Raw genomic sequence first — 16,923 nt, 5'->3', positions numbered from 1 at the left:
CGTCGTGACGATCATCGAAGAAACCGCAAGTGCCCCCCTCTCCGGAGCGGGCGACGCCGAGAACACCCCGCTGCTCGACGTGCGCGACCTGCACGTCGAGTTCCACACCCGCGACGGTGTGGCCAAGGCGGTCAACGGCGTGAACTACTCCGTCGCGGCGGGCGAGACCCTCGCCGTCCTCGGCGAGTCCGGCTCGGGCAAGTCCGTGACCGCGCAGGCGATCATGGGCATCCTCGACATGCCGCCCGGCAAGATCCCCAAGGGCCAGATCCTCTACCGCGGGCAGGACATGCTCACGATGGGGTACGAGGAGCGGCGCCAGATCCGCGGCCGGAAGATCGCGATGATCTTCCAGGACGCGCTCTCGTCCCTCAACCCCGTGCTCACCGTGGGCTACCAGCTCGGCGAGATGTACCGGGTGCACCTGGGCCTCTCCAAGAAGGAGGCCAAGGCCAGGGCCATCGAGCTGATGGACAAGGTCAAGATCCCCGCCGCCGCGGCGCGGGTCAACGACTACCCCCACCAGTTCTCCGGCGGTATGCGCCAGCGCATCATGATCGCGATGGCGCTCGCCCTGGAGCCCGACCTGATCATCGCGGACGAGCCGACCACGGCTCTCGACGTGACCGTTCAGGCGCAGGTCATGGACCTGCTCGCGGAGCTCCAGCGCGAGTTCAACATGGGCCTGATCCTGATCACCCACGACCTCGGCGTCGTCGCCGACGTCGCGGACAAGATCGCGGTCATGTACGCGGGCCGGATCGTCGAGACCGCCCCGGTCCACGAGATCTACGCGCGCCCCGCGCACCCGTACACCAAGGGACTCCTGGAATCGATCCCGCGCCTGGACCAGAAGGGCCAGGAGCTGTACGCGATCAAGGGTCTCCCGCCGAACCTGCTCAAGATCCCGTCGGGCTGCGCCTTCAACCCGCGCTGCCCCATGGCGCAGGACATCTGCCGTACGGACATTCCGCCGCTGGTGCAGGTCACCGAGCAGGGCGGCGCCGAACTGCCCGGCCGCGGTAGCGCGTGCCACTTCTGGAAGGAGACGATCCATGGCTGAGCTTCACAAGTCCGATGAGGCCGTGGACGCGACCCCCCACGTCACCGAGGTCGAGACGGTGGACGCCGCCTCGGTCGAGGAGGCCGTCGCCGCCATCGAGGCGCCGGTCGAGCGCGGGGAGCCGATCCTCCAGGTCCGCAACCTGGTCAAGCACTTCCCGCTGACCCAGGGCATCCTCTTCAAGCGCCAGGTCGGCGCGGTCAAGGCCGTGGACGGGGTCTCCTTCGACCTCCACCAGGGCGAGACGCTGGGCATCGTGGGCGAGTCCGGCTGTGGCAAGTCCACGGTCGCCCGGCTGCTGATGACGCTGGAGACGGCGACCGCGGGCGAGGTCTTCTACAAGGGCCAGGACATCACCAAGCTGTCCGGGCGCGCGCTGAAGGCGGTCCGCCGCAACATCCAGATGGTCTTCCAGGACCCGTACACCTCGCTGAACCCGCGCATGACGGTCGGCGACATCATCGGGGAGCCCTTCGAGATCCACCCCGAGGTGGCTCCCAAGGGCGACCGGCGCCGCAAGGTCCAGGACCTCCTCGACGTCGTGGGCCTCAACCCCGAGTACATCAACCGCTACCCGCACCAGTTCTCCGGCGGTCAGCGCCAGCGCATCGGCATCGCCCGCGGCCTCGCGCTCAACCCGGAGATCATCATCTGCGACGAGCCGGTCTCGGCTCTGGACGTGTCCGTCCAGGCGCAGGTGATCAACCTGATGGAGAAGCTCCAGGACGAGTTCAACCTGTCCTACCTCTTCATCGCGCACGACCTCTCCATCGTCCGGCACATCTCCGACCGCGTCGGCGTGATGTACCTGGGCAAGATGGCGGAGATCGGCTCGGACGCCGAGATCTACGAGCACCCGACCCACCCGTACACCCAGGCGCTCCTGTCGGCCGTCCCCGTCCCGGACCCGACCGCCCGCGACCACCGCGAGCGGATCGTGCTCACCGGTGACGTGCCCTCGCCGGCCAACCCGCCGTCGGGCTGCCGCTTCCGCACCCGCTGCTGGAAGGCCGAGGAGAAGTGCGCGCAGGAGGAGCCGCTGCTGGCGATTCCGACGCGCTTCGTCGGCCAGGACACTCCGGCGGCCCACGAGTCGGCGTGCCACTTCGCCGAGGTGAAGGACGTGGTGGGCGCGGCCTGACCCTCCGCGCTCGCTTTGCCAGGTCCCTCCGCACCGCCCCCGTTCCGAGATCCCTCGGGCCGGGGGCGGTGTTGTTTTCCGACGCCCCAGCCGCCTTGGGCGGCGGGGCCGCCCCCCGGGGGCGGGACGGGCGGGCAAGGGGGCGGCCCCTCCCGCTCCCGGCCCACCCGGGTGCCGCCCCTGCCCGAACGCCCGTGCCGAACGCCCGTCCACAGGGGCCCCGGCCCGCCCCGTACCGGACACGCCCGCATATGGCGGATGTGAAGATGCGGCACCGTACCAAATGGGGTGATATGGGTCCCTAAGTCATCTTCGGGACTCCAGGAGGCACCCCATGCGCGGAGCCAGGCACGCCAAGTGGGCCGCAGCCGCGGCCGCCGTCGCTCTCGCCGCGACCGCCTGCGGCGGCGGTGGCAGCGGCGGCAGCAGCGGAGAAGGCGTACTGAGCGCCTGGTGGGGCGACCCGCAGAACCCCCTGGAGCCCGCGAACACCACCGAGGTGCAGGGCGGCAAGGTCCTCGACATGGTCATGCGCGGCCTCAAGCGGTACAACCCGAAGACGGGCGCCGCCGAGGACATGGTCGCCGAGAAGATCGAGACCACCGACGCCCAGAACTTCACGGTCAAGCTCAAGGACTGGAAGTTCTCCAACGGCGAGAAGGTCACCGCCGAGTCCTTCGTGAAGGCCTGGAACTACGCGGCCAACACCAAGAACAAGCAGAAGGGCGCCCCCTTCTTCGGCTACATCGACGGCTACGACAAGGTCCACCCCGAGAAGGGCGACCCCACCGCCGAGACCCTCTCCGGCCTCAAGGTCGTGGACGAGAAGACCTTCACGGTCAAGCTCAACCAGAAGTTCTCCACCTGGCCCGAGACCCTCGGCTACGCGGCCTTCGCCCCGCTGCCCAAGGCCTTCTTCGACGACCACGACGCGTGGGTGTCCAAGCCGGTCGGCAACGGCCCGTACACCGTGGACAACTACGCCAAGGGCTCGGCGATGAACCTCAAGAAGTGGGCGGATTACCCGGGCCCGGACAAGGCGCAGAACAACGGCGTGGACCTGCGCGTCTACACCGAGAACACCGCCGCCTACAACGACCTCGTCGCCGGCAACCTCGACCTCCTCGACGACGTCCCCGCCGCCCAGCTCCAGAACGTCAAGAACGACGTCGGCGGCCGGTACGCCAGCCCGCCCGCCGGCATCATCCAGACCCTCGCCTTCCCCTTCTACAAGCCGGAGTGGAAGACCGAGAACGCGGCCAAGGTCCGCAAGGGCATCTCCAAGGCGATCAACCGCAAGCAGATCACCGAGTCGATCTTCCACGGCACCCGCACCCCCGCCACCGACTGGACCTCCCCGGTCCTGAAGGAGGAGGGCGGCTACAAGCCCGGGCTGTGCGGCACCGACTGCGAGTACGACGCGGCCGAGGCCAAGAAGCTGATCACCGAGGGCGGCGGCATCCCCGGCGGCCAGCTGAAGATCACGTACAACGCGGACAGCTCCCACAAGGAGTGGGTCGACGCCGTCTGCAACAGCATCAACAACGCGCTCGGCGACAACAAGGCCTGCGTCGGCAACCCCGTCGGCACCTTCGCCGACTTCCGCAGCAAGGTCTCCAAGCAGGAGATGGACGGCCCCTTCCGGGCGGGCTGGCAGATGGACTACCCGCTGATCCAGAACTTCCTGGAGCCGCTGTACTACACGGACGCCTCGTCCAACGACGGCAAGTTCTCCAGCCCGGCCTTCGACAAGCTGATGAACGAGGCCAACGCCGAGGTCGACACCGCCAAGGCCGTCGAGACCTACCAGAAGGCCGAGAAGGTCGTCGCCGACGAGATGGCCGCCGTCCCGCTCTGGTACCAGAACGGCAGCGTCGCCTACTCCGACCGCGTCTCCAACGTCGCGCTGAACCCCTTCAGCATCCCCGTCTACGGCGAGATCAAGGTCAACTGACGTCCACCGCTGACGAGTTCACCGTAACGACGACCACGGGAGCCCCCAGTCATGGGACGTTATGTGATCCGGCGTCTGCTCCAGATGATCCCGGTCTTCTTCGGCGCCACGCTGCTGATCTTCCTGATGGTCAACGTCATGGGCGACCCCGTCGCGGGCCTGTGCGGCGACCGCAAGTGCGACCCCGCGGTCGCCGCGCAGCTCAAGAAGGACTTCGGGCTCGACCAGCCGGTCTGGCAGCAGTACCTGACCTACCTCGGCAACCTCTTCACCGGTGACTTCGGCCGCGCCTTCAACGGCCAGAAGGTCACCGAGCTGATGAGCACCGCCTTCCCGGTGACCGCCCGGCTGACCGTCGTGGCGATCGTCTTCGAGATCGTCATCGGCATCAGCCTCGGCGTCCTCACCGGCCTGCGCAGGGGCCGCCCCATCGACACCGGGGTCCTCCTGCTCACCCTGATCGTCATCTCGATCCCCACCTTCGTCACCGGTCTGCTGCTCCAGCTGCTGCTCGGCGTGAAGTGGGGCTGGGTGAAACCGGCCGTCTCGCCGAACGCCACCTTCGACGAACTCCTGCTGCCGGGCCTGGTGCTGGCGTCCGTCTCGCTGGCGTACGTCACCCGACTGACCCGCACCTCCGTCGCGGAGAACGCCCGCGCCGACTACGTCCGCACCGCCGTCGCCAAGGGCCTGCCGCGCCGCCGGGTCATCTCCCGGCACCTGCTGCGCAACTCCCTGATCCCCGTGGTCACCTTCATCGGCACCGACGTCGGCGCCCTGATGGGCGGCGCGATCGTCACCGAGCGCATCTTCAACATCCACGGCGTCGGCTACCAGCTCTACCAGGGCATCGTCCGCCAGAGCTCGCAGACCGTCGTCGGCTTCGTGACCATCCTGGTCCTCGTCTATCTGGTGGCGAACCTGATCGTCGACCTCTTGTACGCCGTTCTCGACCCGAGGATCCGGTATGCCTGAGCCCACACCCCGCAAGGACGACACCGCGATCTCCGGCGCCGGAGCGGGCGGCGCGATGGACCTCGCCGTCGCCGAGGGCACCAGCCTGGAGCCCGGCCCGCAGAAGGGCGGCGACAAGGCCCGCAGTCTGTGGTCGGACGCCTGGCACGACCTGCGCCGCAACCCCGTCTTCATCGTCTCGGGGCTGATCATCGCCTTCCTGGTGTTCATCTCGCTGTGGCCCTCCGCCATCGCCTCGGGCGACCCGCTCGCCTGCGACCTGGCCAAGGCCCAGCAGGGCTCCCAGCCGGGCCACCCCTTCGGCTTCAACGGCCAGGGCTGCGACGTCTACACCCGTACCGTCTACGGCGCCCGGGCGTCGGTGACGGTCGGCGTCTGCGCCACCATCGGCGTCGCCCTCCTCGGCAGCATCCTGGGCGGCCTCGCGGGCTTCTTCGGCGGCTGGTTCGACGCGCTGCTCTCCCGCATCACGGACGTCTTCTTCGCCATCCCCGTCGTCCTCGGCGGCCTGGTCTTCCTCTCGGTCGTCCCCGGCACCACCGTCTGGCCGGTGATCACCTTCATCGTGCTGCTCGGCTGGCCGCAGATCGCCCGCATCGCGCGCGGCTCGGTGATCACCGCCAAGCAGAACGACTATGTGCAGGCCGCCCGGGCGCTCGGCGCGGGCAACTCCCGGATGCTGCTGCGGCACATCAGCCCCAACGCGGTCGCGCCGGTCATCGTCGTCGCGACCATCGCGCTGGGCACGTACATCGCGCTGGAGGCCACGCTCTCCTACCTCGGTGTCGGTCTGCGGCCGCCCACCGTGTCCTGGGGCATCGACATCTCCTCGGCCTCCGCGTACGTCCGCAACGCGCCCCACATGCTGCTGTGGCCGGCCGGAGCGCTGGCCGTCACGGTCCTCGCGTTCATCATGCTCGGCGACGCGGTGCGCGACGCCCTCGACCCCAAGCTGCGATAGAGGGTGTGCTGACATGCTGCTGGAAGTACGCGATCTGCACGTGGAGTTCAAGACCCGCGACGGCGTCGCCAAGGCCGTCAACGGCGTCAACTACAGCGTCGACGCGGGCGAGACCCTCGCCGTGCTCGGCGAGTCGGGCTCCGGCAAGTCGGTGACCGCGCAGGCCGTCATGGGCATCCTCGACATGCCGCCCGGACGCATCCCGCAGGGCGAGATCCTCTTCGAGGGCCAGGACGTCCTGAAGCTCAAGGAGGAGCAGCGCCGGAAGATCCGCGGCGCCGAGATGGCCATGATCTTCCAGGACGCGCTGTCCTCCCTGAACCCCGTCCTGTCGGTGGGGGAGCAGCTCGGCGAGATGTTCGTGGTGCACCGGGGGATGTCGAAGAAGGACTCCCGGGCCAAGGCCGTCGAGCTGATGGACCGGGTGCGCATCCCGGCCGCCAAGGAGCGGGTCGGCCAGTACCCGCACCAGTTCTCCGGCGGCATGCGCCAGCGCATCATGATCGCGATGGCGCTCGCCCTGGAGCCCAAGCTGATCATCGCGGACGAGCCGACGACCGCCCTCGACGTCACCGTCCAGGCCCAGGTCATGGACCTGCTCGCCGAGTTGCAGCGCGAGCTCAACATGGGCCTCATCCTCATCACCCACGACCTCGGTGTCGTCGCCGACGTCGCCGACAAGATCGCGGTGATGTACGCGGGCCGCATCGTCGAGACCGCCCCGGTCGAGGAGATCTACGCGAACCCCGCCCACCCGTATACCAAGGGACTCCTGGAATCGATCCCGCGCCTGGACCAGAAGGGCCAGGAGCTGTACGCGATCAAGGGCCTGCCCCCGAACCTGCTCAACATCCCGCCGGGCTGCGCCTTCAACCCCCGCTGCCCGATGGCCCAGGACATCTGCCGCAGCACGGTGCCGCCGCTGTTCGACGTGGCCGAGGGCCGCCAGAGCGCCTGCCACTTCTGGAAGGAGACGCTCGATGCCTGAGTCTGCTCACGAAAAGGCGGGCGCGACCGGAGCGGCCACGTCCGGCGCGACCACCTCCGGCGCCACCGAGGCGAGCGCCTGGGTGGGCCCCTCCACCCAGAGCGTCTCGCGCGGCGAAGCCATCCTGGAAGTACGGGACCTGGCCAAGCACTACCCGCTCACCCAGGGCATCATCCGCAAGAAGCAGGTCGGCGCGGTCAAGGCCGTCGACGGGGTCTCCTTCGACCTCGGCCGGGGCGAGACGCTGGGCATCGTCGGCGAGTCCGGCTGCGGCAAGTCGACCGTCGCCAAGATGCTCGTCCAGCTGGAGCAGCCCACGTCGGGCGCGATCCGCTACAAGGGCGAGGACATCACCAAGCTGTCCGGCCGCGCCCTGAAGGCCGTGCGCCGCAACATCCAGATGGTCTTCCAGGACCCGTACACCTCGCTGAACCCCCGCATGACGGTCGGCGACATCATCGGGGAGCCGTACGAGATCCACCCGGAGGTCGCGCCCAAGGGCGACCGGCGCCGCAAGGTCCAGGACCTCCTCGACGTGGTCGGCCTCAACCCCGAGTACATCAACCGCTACCCGCACCAGTTCTCCGGCGGCCAGCGCCAGCGCATCGGCATCGCCCGCGGCCTGGCCCTCAACCCGGAGATCATCGTCGCGGACGAACCGGTCTCGGCCCTCGACGTCTCGGTGCAGGCGCAGGTCATCAACCTCCTGGAGAAGCTCCAGCAGGAGTTCAACCTCTCCTACCTCTTCATTGCCCACGACCTCTCGATCGTCCGGCACATCTCGGACCGGGTCGGCGTGATGTACCTGGGCCGGATCGTCGAGATCGGCACCGACGCCGAGATCTACGAGCACCCCACCCACCCGTACACCCAGGCGCTCCTGTCCGCCGTCCCGGTGCCCGACCCCACCGCTCGCGACCACCGCGACCGCATCATCCTCAGCGGCGACGTGCCCTCCCCGGCCAACCCGCCGTCGGGCTGCCGCTTCCGCACCCGCTGCTGGAAGGCCCAGGAGCGGTGCGCGCAGGAGGTGCCGCTCCTGGCGGTCCCGGCGGTCTTCCGCGACGCCACCACACCGGCCGCGCACGACTCGGCCTGCCACTTCGCCGAGGAACGGGTCGTGGTCCCGCGCTGACGCCTGTAACTCCCGGGCAACGCGCGCGACACGTGCTTGCGAGAGCCTGAGGAACGTACGGCCGTGCGGGTGCCGTGGACCGGCCGGGGTGCGCCATGTCGCCCCGGCCGGTCGCCTTTCCCGCCGCGCCGCCGGTCGCTTTTCGTGGCCGACGGGTTACGCATCCGAACTCCGGCCCCTTGTTCAACTCCCTTACCAGGGTGGACCATTCAGCCATGGGAGCGACGGGGCAGCCTCAGTCACTGGTACGCGGCGCACGGTTCACCGGCAGCGGCGTCTGTCTGCTCCTGGCCCTCCTCACGGGCCTCTGGATCGTCCGCGACCTGCGCCTCGTCGACGACCCGGCCCGGCTCTGGTGGGCCTGGGCGGGCAGCGGCCCCGACCGCTTCCTCACCGCCAGCACCCTGTACGACCTGAGCCTGCTGCTCGTGTACGTCGTCGTGGCGGTCCTCGTCCCACGCTCCCCGGTGGCCGCCTCCGCCCTCGCCGTGACCGCCCTGGTCACCCTCGCCGTGCGGGCCCCGGCGCTGTGGGTGGAGGGCTTCGCGGAGGTGTATCCGCACGGGCTGCGGATGCGGGCCATGGTCTCCACGTTCCTCGCGCTGGGGCTCGCGGCGATCCTGCTGATCACGGTCGCGGCGGGCCGCAGGCCGGTGCGTTCCGGCCAGGGAGCGCCAGGGTCGTACGGGCGTACGGACGGACCCCTTTTCCAGGGGGCCCGCATTCCGACGCGCCCGGGGCGGGGGGCGGGGATCGCGTCCGCGGTGCTGCTGGTGGCGGTGGGGCTGGTGGCGTCGGCCTGGGAGGTGTACGGGTTCAGCCAGAATTCCGGTGATTTCTCCCGCTATGCGGAACGCTTCACCGGCAGCGGCGGCGGACTCCAGCTGCTCGGCGTGCCGGCGGGCTGGGCCTGTCTTGTTCTCGTCGTCATCTCCCTCACGGCGGCGGTCGGCGCACTGCTGGGCGCGGTGCACTCCAGGCCCCTGGGGCTGGTCGTGGCGGGGCTGGTGGGGGTCAGTGGGGCGGCCGGGGTGTCGTTGGCGGTACGGGCGGACCTCTTCACCGCGTTCGGGGCGCTCGGCGGGGTCGAACGGCTCACCGTCGTGGGCTGGGTGTTCCACCTGCTGGCCGGGGCCGCCCTGGTCCTGCTGCTGGGCCGCCGGGGCGTCCCGGGCGACCCGCCGCCCCGGCTCGCCGCGAACGTCTACGACGGCTACGGGCCCTCGCCGCTCCCCGGCGGCGGTGCGTTCGGACCGCCGCCGCCGAGCTCGCGCCCGCCGGGCTGGTAGGGCGCGGACGCGGCACCCGGTCCCTCAACTCGACCTGACGCGAGGGCGATTTCCGGCCACGCTCCCCAACTGCCCGCCCCCCGTGCGCCCCTCGTGCTGCCGTGCACCGATCAATGCGTGGATGCGGATAGTTATGATCCGTAGCGCTAGGTGGGTATAGACCTGCTGGCACCCGTCGTGCTGCCGTTGATCCGTTTCCGTCGTCCCTACCGAACTCAAGTGGAGGTGAACCGCCGTGGCACTCTCGATTTCACTGGTGGTGCTGCTGGCGATCGTCGTCTTCCTGCTGGTCCGGAAATCCGGACTGAAGGCCGGACACGCGGTGGTCTGCATGCTGCTCGGTTTCTACCTGGCCAGCTCGTCCATCGCGCCCACGATCAAGGACGTCACCACGAACGTCGCCGGAGTGCTGGGCAACTTCCACTTCTGACCTCCGGCACCCACCGACGGCCACCTCCGGAGCGGGAGACTCGGAGCGCCCGTCCCGGCGCGGGAGATGTCGGGGCGCGCAGGGGGCGCGCGAGCGCCCACCTCGTAGGCTGTCTTCCATGACCGATCTCCCCGCCCGTCGTCTGCTCCTCGTGCACGCCCACCCCGACGACGAGTCGATCAACAACGGCGCCACCATGGCCAAGTACGCGGCCGAAGGCGCCCAGGTCACCCTGGTGACCTGCACCCAGGGCGAGGAGGGCGAGATCATCCCGCCCTCCCTCGCCCACCTCGCCGCAGGTCAGGACGACGTACTCGGCCCCTACCGGGCCGTCGAGCTGGCCGATGCCATGAAGGAGCTGGGGGTCGCCGACCACCGCTTCCTCGCGGGCGCCGGCCACTACCGCGACTCCGGGATGATGAACACCCCGCAGAACCACCGCGAGAACGCCTTCTGGCACGCGGACGTGAACGCGGCGGCCTCGTACCTCGTGCAGGTGATCCGCGAGGTCCGCCCGCAGGTCCTGGTGACGTACGACCCGGACGGCGGCTACGGCCACCCCGACCACATTCAGGCCCACCGGGTCGCCATGCGCGCCACCGAGCTGGCCGCCGAACCCACCTACCGCCCGGACTTCGGCGTCCCGCACGCCGTCGACAAGGTGTACTGGAACCGGGTCCCGCGCCCCTTCGCCGAGGACGCCTTCGCCCGGCTGCGCGCCGAGGACCCCGGCTTCCCGGGCATCGCCCCCATCGACGACGTGCCGGGTGTGGTGGACGAGGAGCACATCACCACCGCGATCGACGGGACCGCGTACGCGGCCGCCAAGACGGCGGCGATGCGCGCGCACGCCACCCAGATCACGGTGCACGAGCCCTGGTTCCTGCTCTCCAACGAGCTGGCCCAGCCCGTCTTCACCACCGAGTTCTACGAAAGGGTCGTCCCCTCCCGCGACCCCGAGGGCGACGAGCCCCTCGAAACGGACCTCTTCGCGGGGGTCGACGCATGAGCGACGACCGCAAGCCCTCCGGGGGCTCTGGCTCCGCTCCCGCGAAGCGCAGCCTCGCCAAGTCGACGGGGACTCCACGGGCCGCCGCGGCCTCGTCCGGAGCCACCGCAGCCGGCCCCGCGCTGTTCGTGACCCAGCCGGTCGACCCCCGCCGCATCCCCGTCTACCTGGGCCTCCTCGTCCTCGGCGCGCTCACCGGGATCGCCGGGGCACTGGTCTCCGGGGCGCTCATGCCGGTCGGGCTGCTGCTGTCGCTGCTCGCCGCGGGCTGCCTCTTCTACGGGGGGACGTACGCGCTGCGCACCCGGCTCGGGGCGGCCGTCCCCGGACTGGGCTGGCTGCTCGCCGTACTGGTGGTCACCTCGGGCCGTACCGAGGGGGACCTCCTGGTCGGCGGCGGCACCGGCGCGAGCATCTTCCTGATCGGCGGCATCGCGCTCGCTGTGATCTGCGCCACGATGCCCCGGCTGTCCGTACCCGCCGGGGGCACCGCCCGTCCGGCGGGCTGACGCACCCCTTCCTTCCCCCTTCCTTCTGTTTCCCTCCGCTTTTCCCCGCCCGATTCACGCGTCCGGTCCCGCTTCGCCGCCCCCGTCCCCGCTGTTGTACGGGCAGCGCCCGTATCCACGGCCGCGGGGCTCGGGCCGGCGGCGGCCAGTATGGTGGTGCGCGCCGCCGAGCCGCCCGCAGCACATGGTCAAGAGAACGAGCGGTGGAGCCAACCGGGAGAACCTGCCTTGAGTCGTGAAACTGACAGTTCGTCCTCCGGCGCGCAGGGGCGCGGCGGAACCGCGTACCCCTCGGGTACGACGCCGTACGGACAGAGCCCGTACCCCTCGCTCCACCAGGACGGCCAGAACGGCCTTGGCGCGGGCGCCAACGACGAGCCCGCCGAGGCCGTGGAGTCGGACGAGCCCAGGACCGAGACGACCCTGACCACCCGCATCCGCATCAACATCCCCGGATCGCGCCCCATTCCGCCCGTCGTCATGCGCAAGCCCATGGCCGACAGCGAGGGTGACGGGGCGTCGGGCGCCCGGGCCGCGGACGCCGAGAGCACCGGCGAGACCGTCTGGCCGCCCTCCGAGCCGCTCTCCGCCGCGCCCTCCGCCTCCGACGGACCCTCAGCCGCCGCTGCGGGCCAGCCGCCGCTGCCGACCCGCGTGCAGGGCGCCACGGTCCGCGACCCGGGCGCCGACGGTTCCCCCGCGGGTTCCGCTTCCGGCGACGAGAAGCCGACCAGCGACTGGTTCGCGCCGCGCAAGGCCCCGGTGACGCCGCAGCCCACCCCGGACCGTCCGGCCGCGCCCGCCCCGCCCCAGGGCGGCGGCCTGCCGTACTTCACCGACGGCACCGGCCTCCCGGAGAGCGGTTCCGCCTCGGCGACCCCCACCGGCCCCACCACGGGCCCGGCCAGCGGCAGCAGCCCCCTGGCCCCCAAGGACCCCTCCACCGGCCCCGACACGACCGGCCAGCACTATCTGCCGGGCCCGGACACCACGGGCCAGCACCAGGTGCCGGGCATGGAGACCACCGGGCAGCACCAGATGCCGGGCATGGACACGACGGGCCAGCACCAGATGCCGGGCATGGACACGACGGGCCAGCACCAGATGCCCGGCATGGACACCACCGGCCAGCACCGGACGCCGGGTTCGGGTTCCGCTTCCGGCCCCTGGCCCGAGTCCCACCAGCCCCAGGGCACCCCTTCTCCGTACGGTACGAACCCGCTCACCGGCATGAACGCCGCGGGCGGCCTCGGCGACGACACCGCCGTCCTCACCCCGCAGACCGACCCCCGCGACGACCGGCCGGGCGGCCCCGGCCCGATGACGCCCCCCGGGTACGTCTCCGGCGACACCCTCACCAGCGGTGTCCCCGTGGTGCAGCCGGACGGGCCGCGCCCGCAGTTCCCCTCGGGGCCCCACCTCACCCCCCGGCTGCCGGACCCGCCGGGTGCCTCCGACTTCGGCCAGGGCGGCCCCGTACGCAACGAACCGGCACCCCCGCCGCCCGCGCCCAAGCCCGCAGCGCCCGCCAAGAAGGGCCGCTCCAAGGTGGTCCTGCTGGCGGTCGGCGTCGTCGTGATCGCCGGTGGCGTGTACGGCGCGGGCCTGCTGCTCAACCACTCCGACGTGCCCAAGGGCACCACCGTCCTCGGCGTGGACATCGGCGGCGGCACCAAGGACGAGGCCGTCGTCAAGCTCGACGCGCAGCTCGGCAAGCGGGCCGCGCTGCCGCTCCAGCTCGTCGTGGACGGCAAGAAGACCGAGCTGGCCCCCGGCAACGCGGGCCTGTCCCTGGACAGCCAGGAGACGGTGCGCGGCGCGTCCGGCACCGACTACAACCCGGTGTCCGTGGTCGGCTCCCTGTTCGGCGGCGAGCGCGTCGCCGAGCCGGTGGTCCCCGTCGACGAGGAGAAGCTGACGGTCGCCCTGACGTCGCTGGCCGGAACCTCCGGCACCGCCTCCGACGGCAGCATCGACTTCTCCAGCGGCAAGGCCGTCGCCAAGCCGGGCCGGCCCGGCAAGGCGCTCGACGCCAAGGCGTCCATGGCCAAGGTCCGCGACGCGTACCTGGCGCAGGTGCGCAGCGGCAAGCAGGTGCCGGTCGAACTGCCCGTGGTGGCCAAGCAGCCGACCGTCACCCAGGCCGAACTCGACCGCGCGATGAAGAAGTTCGCCGAGCCCGCCATGTCGGGGATCGTGCGGATCAACGCGGGCACGACCGGCAAGGGCATCGACTTCGGGCCCGCCCGGTCGCTGCCGAAGATCCTCTCGATGAAGGCGATCAACGGGAAGCTGGTCGAGGTCTACGACCTGAAGGCGATGAAGGAGCTGTGCGGCAGCACCTTCGACGGCGTGATGGTCAACAGCGCCACCGGCAAGCGTCCGCTGGCGATGGAGGACGTCCGCAACGCCATGCGCAAGGCCCTGGTCGGCACGAGCAAGGCCGAACGCACCCAGACCATCGACCTGAACCCGACGTAACCGCCGCCCAGTTCCGGGGAACCCCCGTGCCCTCAGGGGCACGGGGGTTCCGTGCGTTCCAGGGCCCCACCCATGACATCTGTCATGCCGAACACCGGACGGTCGTCTCTGCCGCCCCCCGTGCGCACAAGCCACCCTTGAAGCATGCAGACGACACCCGTCCAGTTCACCGGAGTGACGAAGGCGTACGGCCCCGTCAAGGCCGTCGCCGACCTCACCCTCACCCTCCGCCCCGGCGAGACCGTCGCCCTCCTCGGCCCCAACGGCGCCGGGAAGTCCACCACCCTCGACCTCCTCCTCGGCCTGCGCCCCGCCGACTCCGGCACGGTCACCCTGTTCGGCACCACCCCCCGGCAGGCCGTCGCCGACGGCCGGGTCGGCGCGATGCTCCAGAGCGGCGGCCTGATGGAGGAGGTGCGGGTTCGCGAGATCGTCCAGCTCGCCTGCGCCCTGCACCCCCAGCCGTACCCCGTGCAGGAAGTGCTCGACCGGGCGGGCGTCGCGGCGATCGCCGACCGCATGGTCAACAAGCTCTCCGGCGGCCAGGAACAGCGCGTCCGCTTCGCCCTGGCCACCGCAGGGGCCAACGACCTGATCGTCCTCGACGAGCCCACCACCGGCATGGACGTCACCTCCCGCCAGGCCTTCTGGGCCACCATGCGCGCCCAGGCCGACCAGGGCCGCACGGTCCTGTTCGCCACCCACTACCTGGAGGAGGCCGACGCCATCGCCGACCGGGTCCTGGTCCTGCACAAGGGCCGCCTGCTCGCCGACGGCACCGCCGCCGAGATCAAGGCGAAGGCGGGCGCCCGCCGGATCGCCTTCGACCTGGACGGCGAGATCGACGAAACCGCCCTGGGCGCCCTGCCCTTCCTCTCCCGGATCGCCGTCTCCGGCCGCACCGTGCGCCTGCAGTCGCACGACGCCGACGCGACCGTCCACGCGCTGTACGGCCTCGGGCTCTACCCGCGCAACCTCGAAGTAGCCGGACTCGGCCTGGAACAGGCCTTCGTGGCGATCACCGCAGCAGAAGAGAACAAGGAGTCCCAGGCCGCATGAAGACCCTCATCGCCCTCGAAATCCGCCGCACCCTGCGGAACAAGAAGTTCATGTTCTTCTCGGTGATCTACCCCTCCGCCCTCTTCCTGATGATCGCGGGCACCTCCGGCGACGAGAAGCTCCCGGGCACGAACCTGACCATGCCCCTGTTCGTCATGGTCGCCATGGCCTCCTTCGGCGCGCTGACCTCCGTCCTGATGGGCAACAGCGAACGCATCGCCAAGGAGCGCGAGAAGGGCTGGGTCCGCCAGCTGCGCCTCACCAGCCTCCCCGGCCGCGGCTACGTCCTCGCCAAGATCGCGGGCTCGGCGGTCGTCACACTGCCCGCCATCGTGATCGTGTTCGTCGTCGCCTCCGCCGCCAAGGGCGTACGCCTCGACGCCTGGCAGTGGATCGCGCTGACCGCCGTCATCTGGGCCGGAAGCGTCGTCTTCGCCGCGCTCGGCGTGGCCCTCGGCTACATCGCCAGCGGCGACGCGGTCCGCCCGGTCACGATGATCGTGTACTTCGGCCTGTCCATCCTGGGCGGCCTGTGGATGCCGGCCACCCTCTACCCTCAGTGGCTGCAGAACATCGCCGAGTGGCTCCCCACGCACGCGTACGCCGCCCTCGGCCAGGCCATCGAGCTGGGCGGCGCCCCGCACGCCAAGGACGTCGCCATCCTCGCCGCCTACTTCCTGCTCTTCGCGGGCGGAGCGGCCTGGCTGTACCGGAAGGACACGTTGAAGGCATGAACGAGGAGACGCCGGCCCGGACCGACGCGCCCGAGGCCCCCGCCCCCGGGCGGCGGCCGCGGAACATCCCGACCAAGGTGGTGGGGATCGCCGTCTGGCTCATCTTCCTGAGCGACCCGGTCGGCGACCTCGTCAGCGGCACGCACCTGCCCTGGGCCACCGTCCTCGGCACCCTGGGGCTGCTGGCCTTCGTCGCCGTGTACGTCTCCCTCTTCGCGAAACTGGTCTTCGGCCAGGGCTTCCGCACCCTGCCCCCGCGCACGGCGTGGTGCGCGCTCGGCGCACAGTTCGCCCTCGCCTGCCTCCTGAGCCTGACCCTCGGCGACCGCTGGCTGGCCCTGTTCGTGTACGTCGCCGTGTCGGCCGGCGCGACCCTTCCGGTGCGCCGGGCCCGCTGGGCGATCCCCGGCGTCACCCTCGTCATGGTCCTGATCGGCGTCGCCCGCAGCGACTGGCACGAGCTGGAGGCGACCGCCCTGCTGCCCCTGATGATCGGCGGCGCGATGGTCGGCGTACGCCAACTCGTGCGCACCACGCAGGAGTTGCGGGAGGCCCGGGCCACCGTCGCCCAGCTCGCCGCCAACGAGGAACGCCTGCGCCTCGCCCGCGACCTGCACGACCTCCTCGGCCACTCGCTCTCCCTGATCACCCTCAAGAGCGAACTCGCCGGACGGATGCTCCCCGCCCACCCCGAGCAGGCCGCCCAGCAGGTCGCCGACATCGAGAAGGTCAGCCGCCAGGCCCTCGTCGACGTCCGGGAGGCGGTCACCGGCTACCGCCGCGCCACCCTCCCCGCCGAACTCGCGGGAGCCCGCACCGCGTTGACCGCCGCCGGGATCGCGGCGGACGTGCCCGCCGAGACACCGGACGACCTCGGCGACGTACCCCCCGAGCGGGAGGAAGCCCTCGCCTGGGCGCTGCGCGAGGCCGTCACCAACGTCGTACGCCACAGTGGCGCCCGGCGCTGCACCGTGCGCCTGCGCCGCAACCAGACCCTCGACGGCGTTTTCCTGGAGCTGACGGTCGCCGACGACGGCCGGGGCGCGCCCGCCGCCCCGCGCCGGGGCAACGGCCTCACCGGCATGGGCGAACGCCTCGCCGAGGTCGGCGGCACGGCCGAACCCGACACCACGGGCCCGGGTTTCACCCTGCGGGCCCGGGTCCCGCTGCCGTCGGACGGACTCTAGGATCAGCT

15 protein-coding genes are annotated in these 16,923 nt (G+C 70.9%); all 15 read left to right on the top strand.

Annotated features, from left to right (window positions below; all coding sequences use genetic code 11):
- The first annotated feature begins 4 nt into the window (after positions 1-4).
- A complete protein-coding gene (locus ACIO3O_RS12615; RefSeq protein WP_401744835.1) occupies positions 5-1,063 on the top strand; it encodes an ABC transporter ATP-binding protein in 1,059 nt (352 codons plus the stop codon).
- Positions 1,056-2,204: an ABC transporter ATP-binding protein gene (locus ACIO3O_RS12610; RefSeq protein WP_401744834.1), complete on the top strand. Its 1,149-nt coding sequence runs from the start codon at positions 1,056-1,058 to the stop codon at positions 2,202-2,204. The genes ACIO3O_RS12615 and ACIO3O_RS12610 overlap by 8 nt, the downstream gene beginning before the upstream one ends.
- A 334-nt stretch (positions 2,205-2,538) precedes the next feature.
- Entirely contained in the window at positions 2,539-4,158 is a 1,620-nt protein-coding gene (locus ACIO3O_RS12605; RefSeq protein WP_401744833.1) for an ABC transporter substrate-binding protein, read from the top strand.
- A gap of 51 nt (positions 4,159-4,209) precedes the next feature.
- Complete coding sequence (locus tag ACIO3O_RS12600; protein ID WP_401744832.1) at positions 4,210-5,133, top strand: ABC transporter permease; 924 nt, start codon at positions 4,210-4,212, stop codon at positions 5,131-5,133.
- The gene (locus ACIO3O_RS12595) at positions 5,126-6,094 is read left to right on the top strand and encodes an ABC transporter permease (RefSeq protein WP_401744831.1); all 969 of its coding nucleotides are present in this window, start codon (positions 5,126-5,128) and stop codon (positions 6,092-6,094) included. The genes ACIO3O_RS12600 and ACIO3O_RS12595 overlap by 8 nt, the downstream gene beginning before the upstream one ends.
- A 13-nt stretch (positions 6,095-6,107) precedes the next feature.
- Positions 6,108-7,082: an ABC transporter ATP-binding protein gene (locus ACIO3O_RS12590; RefSeq protein ID WP_401744830.1), complete on the top strand. Its 975-nt coding sequence runs from the start codon at positions 6,108-6,110 to the stop codon at positions 7,080-7,082.
- Positions 7,075-8,217: an ABC transporter ATP-binding protein gene (locus tag ACIO3O_RS12585; protein ID WP_401744829.1), complete on the top strand. Its 1,143-nt coding sequence runs from the start codon at positions 7,075-7,077 to the stop codon at positions 8,215-8,217. Before ACIO3O_RS12590 ends, ACIO3O_RS12585 begins: the two co-directional genes overlap by 8 nt.
- 215 nt (positions 8,218-8,432) lie before the next feature.
- Positions 8,433-9,506: a hypothetical protein gene (locus ACIO3O_RS12580; protein WP_401744828.1), complete on the top strand. Its 1,074-nt coding sequence runs from the start codon at positions 8,433-8,435 to the stop codon at positions 9,504-9,506.
- A 235-nt stretch (positions 9,507-9,741) separates the two neighbouring features.
- Positions 9,742-9,936 carry a hypothetical protein gene (locus ACIO3O_RS12575; RefSeq protein WP_401744827.1) on the top strand — a complete coding sequence of 65 codons (195 nt, stop codon included), beginning with the start codon at positions 9,742-9,744 and terminating at the stop codon, positions 9,934-9,936.
- 118 nt (positions 9,937-10,054) lie between these two features.
- Positions 10,055-10,945 (top strand): N-acetyl-1-D-myo-inositol-2-amino-2-deoxy-alpha-D-glucopyranoside deacetylase, encoded by an 891-nt coding sequence (gene mshB / locus ACIO3O_RS12570; protein WP_401744826.1) that lies wholly within the window; start codon positions 10,055-10,057, stop codon positions 10,943-10,945.
- On the top strand, positions 10,942-11,454 hold the full coding sequence (locus tag ACIO3O_RS12565; protein ID WP_401744825.1) for a DUF6113 family protein: 513 nt from the start codon (positions 10,942-10,944) through the stop codon (positions 11,452-11,454). The genes mshB and ACIO3O_RS12565 overlap by 4 nt, the downstream gene beginning before the upstream one ends.
- Before the next feature lie 228 nt (positions 11,455-11,682).
- Entirely contained in the window at positions 11,683-13,935 is a 2,253-nt protein-coding gene (locus ACIO3O_RS12560; RefSeq protein WP_401744824.1) for a hypothetical protein, read from the top strand.
- 144 nt (positions 13,936-14,079) lie between these two features.
- Positions 14,080-14,994: an ABC transporter ATP-binding protein gene (locus ACIO3O_RS12555; RefSeq protein ID WP_401744823.1), complete on the top strand. Its 915-nt coding sequence runs from the start codon at positions 14,080-14,082 to the stop codon at positions 14,992-14,994.
- Positions 14,991-15,728: an ABC transporter permease gene (locus tag ACIO3O_RS12550; protein ID WP_401744822.1), complete on the top strand. Its 738-nt coding sequence runs from the start codon at positions 14,991-14,993 to the stop codon at positions 15,726-15,728. The genes ACIO3O_RS12555 and ACIO3O_RS12550 overlap by 4 nt, the downstream gene beginning before the upstream one ends.
- Positions 15,725-16,915, top strand: a complete 1,191-nt coding sequence (locus ACIO3O_RS12545) for a sensor histidine kinase (RefSeq protein WP_401744821.1) — start codon at positions 15,725-15,727, stop codon at positions 16,913-16,915. Before ACIO3O_RS12550 ends, ACIO3O_RS12545 begins: the two co-directional genes overlap by 4 nt.
- Positions 16,916-16,923 lie beyond the last annotated feature (8 nt).

It is taken from the genome of Streptomyces sp. NPDC087440 (assembly GCF_044744005.1).
Classification (GTDB): Bacteria; Actinomycetota; Actinomycetes; order Streptomycetales; family Streptomycetaceae; genus Streptomyces.
This window is presented reverse-complemented; position numbering and strand designations above follow the sequence as displayed.

Coding starts and splice junctions, on each gene's coding strand:
- ACIO3O_RS12545 (WP_401744821.1), top strand. CDS start 15,725: ATGAACGAGGAGACGCCGGCCCGGACCGACGCGCCCGAGGCCCCCGCC.
- mshB (WP_401744826.1), top strand. CDS start 10,055: ATGACCGATCTCCCCGCCCGTCGTCTGCTCCTCGTGCACGCCCACCCC.
- ACIO3O_RS12555 (WP_401744823.1), top strand. CDS start 14,080: ATGCAGACGACACCCGTCCAGTTCACCGGAGTGACGAAGGCGTACGGC.
- ACIO3O_RS12595 (WP_401744831.1), top strand. CDS start 5,126: ATGCCTGAGCCCACACCCCGCAAGGACGACACCGCGATCTCCGGCGCC.
- ACIO3O_RS12590 (WP_401744830.1), top strand. CDS start 6,108: ATGCTGCTGGAAGTACGCGATCTGCACGTGGAGTTCAAGACCCGCGAC.
- ACIO3O_RS12610 (WP_401744834.1), top strand. CDS start 1,056: ATGGCTGAGCTTCACAAGTCCGATGAGGCCGTGGACGCGACCCCCCAC.
- ACIO3O_RS12585 (WP_401744829.1), top strand. CDS start 7,075: ATGCCTGAGTCTGCTCACGAAAAGGCGGGCGCGACCGGAGCGGCCACG.
- ACIO3O_RS12565 (WP_401744825.1), top strand. CDS start 10,942: ATGAGCGACGACCGCAAGCCCTCCGGGGGCTCTGGCTCCGCTCCCGCG.
- ACIO3O_RS12600 (WP_401744832.1), top strand. CDS start 4,210: ATGGGACGTTATGTGATCCGGCGTCTGCTCCAGATGATCCCGGTCTTC.
- ACIO3O_RS12550 (WP_401744822.1), top strand. CDS start 14,991: ATGAAGACCCTCATCGCCCTCGAAATCCGCCGCACCCTGCGGAACAAG.
- ACIO3O_RS12580 (WP_401744828.1), top strand. CDS start 8,433: ATGGGAGCGACGGGGCAGCCTCAGTCACTGGTACGCGGCGCACGGTTC.
- ACIO3O_RS12605 (WP_401744833.1), top strand. CDS start 2,539: ATGCGCGGAGCCAGGCACGCCAAGTGGGCCGCAGCCGCGGCCGCCGTC.